Source organism: uncultured Alsobacter sp. (assembly GCF_945952055.1).
Taxonomy (GTDB): Bacteria; Pseudomonadota; Alphaproteobacteria; order Rhizobiales; family Beijerinckiaceae; genus Alsobacter.
The window spans coordinates 23,554-34,590 of sequence record NZ_CAMFHB010000057.1 but is presented as its reverse complement, the minus strand read 5'-3'; the positions used below and the strand labels follow the sequence as shown (position 1 = coordinate 34,590).

The 11,037-nt window shown below is 68.7% G+C and carries 9 protein-coding genes; 5 read left to right on the top strand and 4 right to left on the bottom strand.

The features are described from left to right. On the bottom strand, positions 1-986 hold a 986-nt coding region (locus tag Q0Q47_RS27300; protein ID WP_293867676.1), incomplete at its 3' end, for a M17 family peptidase N-terminal domain-containing protein. 293 nt (positions 987-1,279) lie between these two features. Between Q0Q47_RS27300 and lptF the strand changes: the two genes are divergently transcribed. From lptF to rsmA, 5 genes are all read left to right on the top strand, one after another. Then, entirely contained in the window at positions 1,280-2,413 is a 1,134-nt protein-coding gene (gene lptF, locus Q0Q47_RS27295) for an LPS export ABC transporter permease LptF (protein ID WP_293867674.1), read from the top strand. A 7-nt stretch (positions 2,414-2,420) separates the two neighbouring features. After that, entirely contained in the window at positions 2,421-3,506 is a 1,086-nt protein-coding gene (gene lptG / locus Q0Q47_RS27290; protein WP_293867672.1) for an LPS export ABC transporter permease LptG, read from the top strand. A gap of 107 nt (positions 3,507-3,613) precedes the next feature. Continuing rightward, complete coding sequence (locus tag Q0Q47_RS27285) at positions 3,614-6,082, top strand: LPS-assembly protein LptD (RefSeq protein ID WP_293867670.1); 2,469 nt, start codon at positions 3,614-3,616, stop codon at positions 6,080-6,082. Beyond that, entirely contained in the window at positions 6,079-7,110 is a 1,032-nt protein-coding gene (gene pdxA / locus Q0Q47_RS27280; RefSeq protein ID WP_293867668.1) for a 4-hydroxythreonine-4-phosphate dehydrogenase PdxA, read from the top strand. The genes Q0Q47_RS27285 and pdxA overlap by 4 nt, the downstream gene beginning before the upstream one ends. Continuing rightward, a complete protein-coding gene (gene rsmA / locus Q0Q47_RS27275) occupies positions 7,107-7,958 on the top strand; it encodes a 16S rRNA (adenine(1518)-N(6)/adenine(1519)-N(6))-dimethyltransferase RsmA (RefSeq protein WP_293867666.1) in 852 nt (283 codons plus the stop codon). Before pdxA ends, rsmA begins: the two co-directional genes overlap by 4 nt. On the opposite strand, the gene gmk is transcribed toward rsmA, so the two are convergent. The 3 genes from gmk to mltG form a co-directional block, all read right to left on the bottom strand. Next, positions 7,947-8,612 (bottom strand): guanylate kinase, encoded by a 666-nt coding sequence (gene gmk, locus Q0Q47_RS27270; protein WP_293867664.1) that lies wholly within the window; start codon positions 8,610-8,612, stop codon positions 7,947-7,949. The two genes, rsmA and gmk, sit on opposite strands and share 12 nt — an antisense overlap. Positions 8,613-8,616: 4 nt before the next feature. Next, positions 8,617-9,504: a YicC/YloC family endoribonuclease gene (locus Q0Q47_RS27265; protein WP_293867662.1), complete on the bottom strand. Its 888-nt coding sequence runs from the start codon at positions 9,502-9,504 to the stop codon at positions 8,617-8,619. Positions 9,505-9,589: 85 nt separating this feature from the next. Beyond that, positions 9,590-11,029, bottom strand: a complete 1,440-nt coding sequence (mltG, locus tag Q0Q47_RS27260; protein WP_293867660.1) for an endolytic transglycosylase MltG — start codon at positions 11,027-11,029, stop codon at positions 9,590-9,592. Positions 11,030-11,037 lie beyond the last annotated feature (8 nt).

Sequence of the window (11,037 nt, the reverse complement as noted above, 5' to 3'; positions counted from 1 at the left end):
CGCTGGGCGTTGCCGTCGGGCATGTTCTCGACGAGACCGATCGCGCCGATGGCGTTCACCTTCGCCTTGCGGGCGGCCAGAGCGTGCATGAGGCCGACCACGCAGGCGGCGCCGGCCATGTCGCCCTTCATGTCCTCCATGCCCTGGGCCGGCTTGATCGAGATGCCGCCGGTGTCGAAGCAGACGCCCTTGCCGACGAAGGCCACGGGCTTGGCCTTCGACTTCGGCGCGCCGTTCCAGCGCATCACGACCACCCGGCTCTCGCGGATCGATCCCTGCCCCACCCCGAGCAGGGCCCGCATGCCGATCTTCTCGAGCTTCTTGCGGTCGAGCACCTCGACCTCGACGCCCAGCTTGGTCAGGGCCTCGGCCCGGCGGGCGAACTCCTCCGGGTAGAGGACGTTCGGCGGCTCGTTCACGAGGTCGCGAGCGAGCACGACGCCGTCGGCGACGGCGTTGCGCGACTTCGCCTGGCGGCGGGCGCCGGCGGCATCGGCCAGGGCCAAGGTCACCGTGGTCGGCGCGTCGGACTCGGCGCCGTCGCGCTTGCGGGTCTTGTAGCGGTCGAACTTGTAGGCCCGCAGCTGGAGGCCGAGTGCCATGTCGGCGGCGGCGTCGCCGTCGGCGCGCCACCCTTCAGGGCCTTCGAGATGGACGGTCGCCGCCTTGCCCGAGCCCAGCGCTCCGGCCACTTGGCCGCCGAGGTTCACGTAGTTCGTCTCGGCCCGGTCCTTGGGGGCCCCGAGCCCGATGACCACGAGACGGTCGGCCGCGAGCCCGGCGGGCGCCAGCAGCGTCAGCGACGAGCCTGCCTTGCCTTTGAAGCCCTCGGCCGCGGCGGCGCGGCCCACCGTCGCGTCCAGCGACGCGCCCGCCAGGGCCAGGAAGCCCTTCGGCAAGGCGAGGTCGTCCCCCACGAAGGTCACCAGGGTGCCGGACGGCGGCAGCGCGGGCGCGGCAAAGCTGACCTTCATGCGGTTCGTCATCGCGGTCTCCTGACGAGAGGCCCCGGGGCGGGCCTGGGCAAGGTGGGGCGTCACGGTTTGTTCGGGACGTCCACGGTAAATAATCCGGAGTGCGCCCGAATGCCAGCGCAGCCACGGGTTCGCCGCGATCGCACGCCACAAGCACCGCGCCGCGCGTCTTGGGAAGGACCGCGGCGCGGCGTGGATCGTGGCACGGGGGCTGCACAGCGCGGCAATCGTGCTTGGACAAGGCCCGCCGGCCTTGTCCGCGCCGGGAGCATTGGGTAGGGCTGGCCTCGGCCGGCAGGATCGTGATGAGCATACTGGACCGCTACATCTTCAAGACGGCCGGCACGGCGTTCGTCGGGACGCTGCTTTCGCTGACGGCCGTCATCTGGATCACGCAGGCCCTGCGCGAGTTCGACCTGCTCACGGCCAAGAAGCAGACGATCCTCGTGTTCCTCACGGTGACCGGCCTTTCGATCCCCGCCCTGATCACGATCATCGCGCCCGTGTCCCTGTTCATCGCGGTGCTCTATGCGCTGAACAAGCTGAACGGCGACTCGGAGCTCATCGTGATGAGCGCCGCCGGCCTGCCCCCGGGGCGGCTGATGCGGCCGTTTCTGGCGCTGGCGCTCCTCGTCTCGGCGCTCGTCGCATTCATGACCTTGTGGGCGATGCCCTCCAGCTTCCGCGACATGCGCGACCTGGTCACCAAGATCCGCGCCGACTTCGTGAGCAACATCGTCCGCGAGGGGCAATTCACCAATCTGGACGCCGGCATCACCTTCCACTATCGGGAACGGTCCGGCGAGAGCCTGCTCGGCATCTTCATGCAGGACCGGCGCGATGCCGAGAAGACGAGCACCTACATCGCCGAGCGCGGGCGCACGATCGAGAACAATGGCGTCCCCTACCTCGTGCTCGAACAAGGCAGCATCCAGCGCGAACAGCGCGGGTCGGCGGATGCCGCCATCGTCGTGTTCGAGCGCTATGCGATCGACCTGAGCCAGTTCGGCAACGACAACGACATCGTCGTCTACAAGCCGCGCGAGCGCGGAACCCCCGAACTCCTCGACCTCAACAAGGCGGACCCCTACGTCCAGATGCAGCGGGGCCGGTTCCGGGCCGAGCTGCACGACCGATTCTCCGCTCCTCTCTATCCGCTGGCCTTCATGGCCATCGCCTTGGCGGCGCTGGGCACGGCGCGGACCACCCGCCAGGGTCGCGGCATGGCGATCGGCGCGGCGATCATCGTCATGGTGCTGCTGCGCATCGCCGGCTTTGCCGTCTCGAGCCTCGTCGTGCGCTCGGGCAACGCGATCGTGCTCGCCTATCTGGTGCCGATCGTCGGGCTCGTCGGCGGCCTCGTCGTCATCTTCAAGGGCATGCTGGTGCGGCGCGGCCGCGGACCCACGCCTGTCCTGCGCCCGGCCCTGCAGGCGTGAGCGGGCGATGATCGGACGCACCCTCGGCCTCTACCTGGCGGGACGCTTCATACGCTCGATCCTGGGCGTGTTCCTGACCGTCTTCGTCCTGATCTACACGCTGGATTTCGTGGAGCTGGTGCGCCGCACCGGCGACGTGGCCGACGTGCCCGCCATCATCCTGGCCCAGCTGTCGCTGTTTCGCACGCCTTCGATCGCCGAACAGATCCTGCCGTTCGCCATCCTGTTCGGCGCCATGACGGCCCTGCTCAACCTGTCGCGCAAGCTCGAACTCGTCGTGGCGCGCGCCGCCGGCGTCTCGGTGTGGCAGTTCATGTTTCCGCCGGCCATGGTCGCCATCGCCTTCGGCGTGTTCGCCGTGACGGTCTACAACCCGGTGGCGGCGCGCCTGAAGGACATGGCCTCGACGATCGAGACCGCGCGCCTGGGCAACAAGTCCAAGAATTCCGGCGACAAGCTCTTCTGGGTGCGCCAGCGCAGCATCGACGGCCAGGCCATCATCCGGGCCGAGCGGTCCACGCAGTCGGGCGCGGTGCTGGGCCAGGTGACGTTCTTCGAGTTCGACAAGGAAGGGCGATTCCTGGACCGGATCGAAGCGGCCTCGGCGACCCTGCGGGACGGCTACTGGGAGCTGACCTACGCCCGCATGACCATGCCGGAGCAGGAGCCGCAGACCTTCGAGGCCTACGCGGTCGCGACGAATCTGACGGTCGACCAGGTGCGCCAGAGTTTCTCCTCGCCCGAAAGCGTGCCATTCTGGGAACTGCCCGACCTCGTCGACAGGACCGAACGCGCCGGGCTCGACGCCACCCGCTATCGCCTGCAATTTCAGTCGCTTTTGGCGAGTCCAGTGCTTTTTGTCGCGATGGTTCTCGTGGCCGCTTCTGTTTCCTTAAGATTTTTCCGATTTGGTGGTGTGGCCAAAATGGTTCTCGGTGGAGTTGCCGCGGGTTTCGTACTTTACGTGGCCACGCAACTGATTGAGGATCTGGGTTCGGCAGGAATCCTGTCGACGGTCGTCGCGGCCTGGTCGCCGGCGGTCGTTGGCAGTTTGCTCGGAACGCTCGCTCTGCTGTATCAGGAGGACGGGTGATGACGGGCCGTGCGTACTTCGGCCGTTGTGGTTCGGGCATGGTGTTCAGACGTATCAATCCGATTCTCCTTGTCGCCGCAGCGGGTCTGACGGCGAGCGCTGGAGTCATGGCTGTTGCCCATGCCCAGACCATGTCGGATCGCCTGAACAAGCAGGCGCAGAAGGGCGACAAGGCCAAGGATCGGCTCGTCGTCGAATCGCAGCAGCTCGTGTTCGACAAGGACAAGAACACGGTCTCGGCCGTGGGCAACGCGCAGCTCTACTACCAGGGCCGCGTGCTGGAGGCCGACAAGGTCATCTATGACCGCAACACCAACCGGGTCTTCGCCAGCGGCAACGCCAAGCTGACGGAAGAGAACGGCCAGATCGCCTATGGCGATCGCTTCGAGCTCACCGGCGACTTCAAGGACGGCTTCATCGACAGCCTGAGGGTCGAGACCACCGACCGGACGCGCCTGTCCGCGCCGCGGGCCGAACGCACCGACGGCGAGACGACGGTTTTCGAACGCGGCACCTACACCGCCTGCGACGCGTGCAAGGACGATCCGTCCAAGCCGCCGCTGTGGCAGGTGCGCGCCAAGCGGATCATCCACAAGAACGAAGAGCGGACGATCTACTACGAGGACGCGACGCTCGAGTTCTGGGGCGTGCCGCTGGCCTACATCCCCTATTTCTCGGCGCCCGACTCGACGGTGAAGCGCAAGTCCGGCTTCCTGCCGCCGCACTTCGTCATCAGCACCACGCTGGGCTACGGCGCGTCGATTCCCTATTTCTGGGCGATCGCGCCGAACTACGACCTTACGGTCACGCCGACCTTCATGACCCGGCAGGGCGTCCTCGGCCAGGCCGAATGGCGCCATCGGCTGATGAACGGCAGCTACAACATCAAGGCCAGCGGCATCTTCCAGCAGGACAAGAGCGCCTTCTCGAACCCGCCCTTCGGCGCCTCCAACAAGGACTTCCGCGGGTCGGTCGAGAGCCAGGGCAAGTTCCTGATCAACGACAAGTGGCAGTGGGGCTGGGACGTCACGGCGGCCACGGACAAGTGGTTCTTCCAGAACTACCGCTACCGCACGGCCTATGACGACGTGTTCACGATCACGGGCTTCAAGGAGCAGATCTCGACCGCCTATCTGACGGGCAAGGGCGAGCGCAGCTACTTCGACGCGCGCGGCTACTATTTCCGCGGCCTGTCCTACGCGGACTGGCAGAAGCGCCAGCCCGTCGTCGCGCCGGTCGTCGACTACGACCGCCGGTTCGTGGGCCTCGGCGGATTCGGCGGCGAGCTGACGCTGAACGCGAACCTCACGAGCATCACCCGGGCCGAGACCGACTACCAGAGCCTGGTCCGCGCCAACGGCATGACGCCGGGGTCTTACCAGTTCCCCATCGCGACCGGCACGAGCATCTACGACACCTGCGCGCCGGGCCAGTACAACCGGACGAACTGTTTCGTGCGCGGCGTCGCCGGCAACTACACGCGCATGAGCATCGAGGCGAGCTGGCGGCGGACCTTCATCGATCCGCTCGGCCAGTCCTGGACCCCGTTCGCGTCCGTACGCGGCGACCTCGCCTTCGCGTCTCTGGACACGAAGGGCGCCTTCAACCAGTACCTGCCGAACTTCATCGACACCTCGGGTGACGTGATTTCCCGGGCGATGCCGGCCGCCGGCCTAACCTACCGCTATCCCTTCATCGCCGACACCTCGTTCGGCTCGCACGTGATCGAGCCGATCGCCCAGGTCATCGCCCGGCCCAAGGAAGGCCAGATCGGCAAGATGCCGAACGAGGACGCGCAGAGCCTGACGTTCGACGACACGAACCTGTTCGAGGTGAACAAGTTCTCCGGCTACGACCGGGTCGAGGGTGGTTCGCGCGCCAATGTCGGCATGCAGTACACCTTCACGGCGGCCCAGGGCGCCTTCGTCAGCGCGCTGTTCGGCCAGTCGCACCAGATCGGCGGCGCCAACTCCTACGCCACGTCCGACCTTGCCCATGTCGGAGCCAATTCGGGCCTGGAGACGCGTCACTCCGACTATGTGGGCCGGCTGCAGATCCAGCCGTCCTCGCGCTATTCCTTCATCGCCCGCGCCCGCTTCGACGACTCGACCTTCGCCATGAAGCGCGTCGAGCTGCAGGCCACGGCCGCCCTGACCGACAAGCTGAGCGCCAGCGTCCTGTATGCGCGTTACGCCGCCCAGCCTGACCTCGGCTACTACGTTCGCCGCGAAGGCCTGTCGACCTCGGCGACCTACTACATCACCGACAACTGGTACGTCCTGGGCACCGCCCAGTTCGATCTCAGCCGGAATGCGCAGGAGAAGTTCTACCAGCAGACGGGCGGGCAATTCTCGAACGCGCTCACCTTCGGCAGCGTCCAGCTCGGCGCCGGCTACCGCGACGAGTGCACTACGCTGGCCTTCGTCTATGGCAACTCCGGCAAGATGACCCTGTCGGACGGCACCCGCGAACGCGTGCAGACCTTCATGCTGCGGCTCGAGCTGCGGACGCTGGGCGGCGCCAAGTATTCCTACAGCCAGACGTCGATGGCCACGCCGGACGGCCTCGGTCAGTGACGTCGCACCGGAACGGCGGGCCTCCCCTTGCCCTGACGCAGGGGGATCCCGCCGGCATCGGCCTCGAGATCGCCGTGCGGGCCTGGCTGGACCGCAAAGAGCGCCGCCTTCCGCCCTTCCTCCTCGTGGCCGATCCGGCAGCCGTCAGGCGCGCCGCGGCCCTGTTCGACGCCGCCGATGCCGTCGCCGAATGCCAGCCGGAGGACGCCGGGGTTCTCTTCGAGAGCCGGCTGCCCGTGATGCCGACCGGCCACGCCGGGGCAGCGCCCTTCGGGGTGCCCGATCCGGCCACGGCCCCGGGAACGATCGGCTCCATCGACCTCGCCGTCCGCCTCGTGCAGGCGGGGCGAGCCCGCGGCGTCGTCACCAATCCGATCGCCAAGGCGGTGCTCTACGACGCAGGCTTCGCGCATCCCGGCCACACCGAATACCTCGCGGCGCTGGCCGCGCATCTGTGGGGCATCCCCGAGCCCCTGCCGGTGATGCTGTTGTGGTCGCAGGACCTCGCGGTCGTCCCCGTCACGATCCACGTCCCGCTGCGCCGCGTTCCGAGCCTCCTCACCACGGACCTCATCGTCCGCACGGGCCAGGTGGTGGCCGCCGACTATGCCAGCCGCTTCGCCAGGCCGTCGGCCCGCATCGCCGTCGCCGGCCTCAATCCCCATGCCGGCGAAGGCGGCGCGCTGGGCGCCGAAGACGACGCCGTGGTGCGCCCGGCGGTCGACCGGCTGCGCGAGATGGGGATCGACGCGCGCGGGCCCCTGCCCGCCGACACCATGTTCCATGCCAGAGCCAGGACCGGCTACGACGTGGCCCTGTGCATGTACCACGACCAGGCCCTGATCCCGATCAAGACGCTGGCCTTCGACGACGGCGTGAACTGCACCCTCGGCCTGCCGTTCGTGCGCACCTCGCCCGATCACGGCACCGCGTTCGACATCGCCGGCAAGCGCCTCGCCCGACCCGACAGCCTCGTGGCGGCCCTGCATCTCGCCGACCGACTCTGCGCCGGAGGCGTGGCCTCATGAGCGCCATCGACGACCTCCCTCCCTTGCGCGACGTGGTGCGCGAGCACGGGCTCGACGCCAGGAAATCGCTGGGACAGAACTTCCTCTTCGACCTCAACCTGACCAGCCGGATCGCGCGGGCGTCGGGGCCGCTGGAGGGAGTGACGGTCGTCGAGGTGGGGCCCGGCCCCGGAGGCCTGACGCGCGCCCTGCTGGCGCTCGGCGCCCGGCGGGTCGTCGCCGTGGAACGGGACGAACGCTGCCTGCCCGCCCTGGCCGCCATCGCGGAGCGCTATCCCGGACGCCTCGAGGTGGTGTCGGGCGACGCGCTGGAGACCGACTGGAGCGCCCTGGGCATCGAGGCACCCGCGCGTGTCGTCGCCAACCTGCCCTACAACGTGGCCACCGTCCTGCTGACGGGCTGGCTCGAGCAGGATCCGTGGCCGCCGATCTTCGAGAGCTTCACGCTGATGTTCCAGCGCGAGGTCGCCGAGAGAATCGTCGCCACGCCGGACGAGCCCAAGGACTACGGACGGCTCGGCGTCCTGTGCGGCTGGCGGACCAAGGCCCGCATTCTCTTCGACGTCTCGCCCGCGGCCTTCCATCCGCCGCCCAAGGTGGTCTCATCGGTGGTGCAACTCGTGCCGCGGCCAGATCCCTTGCCGTGCCGGCTGAAGGACCTCACGACCGTGACGCAGGCCGCGTTCGGGCAGCGTCGCAAGATGCTGCGCCAGAGCCTGAAGCCGCTCGGCATGAATCCCACGCCGCTGCTGGAGCAGGCCGGCATCGACCCCACGGCCCGCGCCGAGACGGTGCCCGTCGAAGGCTTCGTGGCACTCGCCAACGCCTGGCGCAGCCTACGAGGTTGAGCGGCGCAGGTCGTCCATCAAGCCTTCGGTGAAGGCGACGAGGCCCGGCTGGCGCTCACGACGCAGGCGCTCGGCCACGAGAATGGCCTGCAGCCGCTCGAAGCAGCGCTCCAGGTCGTCGTTCACGAGCACGTAATCGTACTCCCGCCAGCGCTCGAGCTCGCCGATCGCGGTGCGCAGCCGCCGCGCAATCATCTCGGGCGGATCCTCGGCCCGGCGCTCCAGCCGCCGCCGCATCTCGGGGATCGACGGCGGCAGGATGAAGATGCTGACCACGTCGGACGCGGCGTTGGCCCGGATCTGCTGGGCGCCCTGGTAGTCGATGTCGAACAGGATGTCCTGGCCGGAGGCCAGGGCCTTGTCGATCTCGCGGCGCGGCGAACCGTAGAAGTTGCCGTGCACCTCCGCCCATTCGAGCAGGTCGCCCCGGTCGCGCATCAGCGTGAAGGTCTCGACGTCGATGAAGCGGTAGTGGACGCCCTCCACCTCGCTGTGCCGGCGGGGCCGGGTGGTCACCGAAACCGACAGCGTGAGGCTAGGCTCCTGCTCGCGCAGCAGGCGGGTCAGCGTGGTCTTGCCCGCGCCCGAGGGCGAGGACAGGACGAGCATGAGGCCGCGACGGCCGATGGTTTCGTTGGAAAGCTGGACCGTCATGGCGCTACTCGACGTTCTGGATCTGCTCGCGGAACTGTTCGACCTCGGTCTTGAGGTCGAGCCCGATCATGGTCAGGGCCACGTCGTTGGCCTTGGCGCACAGCGTGTTGGCCTCGCGCGAGAACTCCTGGGCCAGGAAGTCCAGCCGGCGCCCGATCGGGCCGCCCTTGGCCATGAGCTCGCGCGCCGCGCCCACATGGGCGCGCAGGCGGTCGATCTCCTCGCGGATGTCGGCCTTGGTGGCCAGGATCACCGCCTCCTGGTGCAGGCGGTTGGGATCGAGCGAGGAGGAGGCGTCAAGCAGGGCCGCGACCTGCGCGGCGAGGCGCGCCTTGACGGCCTCGGGCTGGCGCGCCGGACAGGCATCGGCGGCATCCGCCAGCCGGGCGATCGTGTCGATGCGCGCGCCGAGGATGGACTCGAGCGCCCGCCCCTCGCCGTGCCGATCCTCCACGAGAGCGGCGAGCGTCCGGTCGAGGCCTTCGAGCGCCCCGGCGATGAACTGCTTCAGGGTGTCCTCGTCGTCGCCGGTCTCCGTCACCTCGACGACGCCCTTCACGCCGAGCAGCGCGCCCACGGAGGGAGCCCGCAGGCCCAGCCGGCCGTCATAAGGCGCGAGAGCCTCGACCAGGGCATCGAGCATGGCCGTGTTGATGCGCGCCACCGGTGGCGCCTGGTCGCGCGTCGCCGACAGGTTGGCGAAGCACGTCCCGCGCTGCAGGGCCTTGCCGATCCGGGAGCGGGCCTCCTCGCCGATCGCCTCGAAGGCCGGCGGCACGCGAACGCGGACGTCGAGCCCCTTCGCGTTGACGGTCTTGAGTTCCCAGACCCAGCGCCAGGGGCCGGACTGTCCCGTCTCCCGAGCGAATCCCGTCATGCTGGCTATCGGCATTTTCGCGCTTCCCGAGAGCAATCTGCGAAGGGTCGACAGCTTTAGGCCCAGCAGCGCGGCGCATCAAGCGCCACGCTCCCGCCGGTCACCGGGGAAGAGCCGGAACGGTTTTCGGGGAGTTGAGGTCGAAGGTCTTGTTGGCCAGCGGATCTTTCGGCGTCCCCGCCACCGCGTCGAGATTGCCGCGGTTTCCGGACAGGGGACCCAGGCCCTGCCTCAGGCCGGGCTGCTGCCCCTGCTGGGGCGCGGGCGCCTGGGTCTGGGGCGACCGCTTGCCGCCCGGCTGGCCGGGCGCGATCGACGGGGCGAGAGGTGCCCCGGGGGTGGTGGCCGGCGGCGGATCCTCCGCCAGCGCACGCGCCGGCGAGGGCGGCGCGGTGGCCGGAAGATCGACCGGAGCGGCGTCGCGGCGGTCGCCCTCGATCTGGCGCCACCGCACGACGTTGCGGTTGTGCTGCTCGAGCGTGTCGGCGAAGACGTGCCCGCCCGTGCCGTCGGCCACGAAGTAGAGCTCGCGCGTCCGGGACGGGTTGGCGACGGCTTCCAGCGCGGCGCGGCCGGGATTGCTGATCGGCCCTGGCGGAAGCCCGGGGATCACATAGGTGTTGTAGGGCGTCGCCTGGTCGATCTCGCTGCGCAGGATGCCGCGGCCCAGGGTGCCCTTCCCGCCGACGAGCCCGTAGACGATCGTGGGATCGGACTGGAGCTTCATGTTCCGGTTGAGCCGGTTGATGAAAACCCCGGCAACGCGGGACCTTTCGTCCGCCTTGCCCGTCTCCTTCTCCACGATCGAGGCGAGGACGAGCATCTCCTGCGGCGTCTTGACCGGAAGGTCGGCCTGGCGGCGGTTCCAGACCTCGCGCATGACGCGCGCCTGATCCTGCTGCATCCTCTCGATCAGCTGGGCGCGGGTCATGCCGCGCGTGAACTTGTAGGTCTCCGGGAGAAGCGATCCCTCCTTGGGGATCTCGCCGACCTCGCCGACCAGCACGTCGTTCTCGCGCAGGCGGTCGACGATCTGCTGGCTCGTCAGCCCCTCGGGGATGGTGACGGCGTGCAGGATCGCCTTGCCCTCGACGAGGGTCTCCACCACGTCGTTGAGGCTGGCCTTCTCCTTGAACTGGTACTCGCCGGCCTTGATTTGCGAGGCCTTGCCCAGCATGTGGAGGCCCGCCAGGAAGAGGTAGTAGTGCTCGATCACCCCTTCCCGCTGCAGCTGCTCCGCCACGTCCGTCGTGCCGCCCTTGACGGTGACGACCTTGTCGCGGCCGAGCGGGCCGGGTGCGAAGTACTGGACCTTGCCGACGAAGAGTCCACCGCCCGCGACCAGCGCGAGGACCATGACCAGCGACAGGAACCCGCTGATGAAGTTGATGACCGGGCGACGGCGGCGCTCGACGGGCGGCGGCGGCGGCGCGGCCACCGGCTGGATCGCTTCCGTGGGCGAACGGGGAACGATGCGGCCCATCAGGCCGCGTGACGGCTTCGGCGGGGGCGGTGTCTGGGGCTCTTGCGACTGGGCCATTCGTCCTG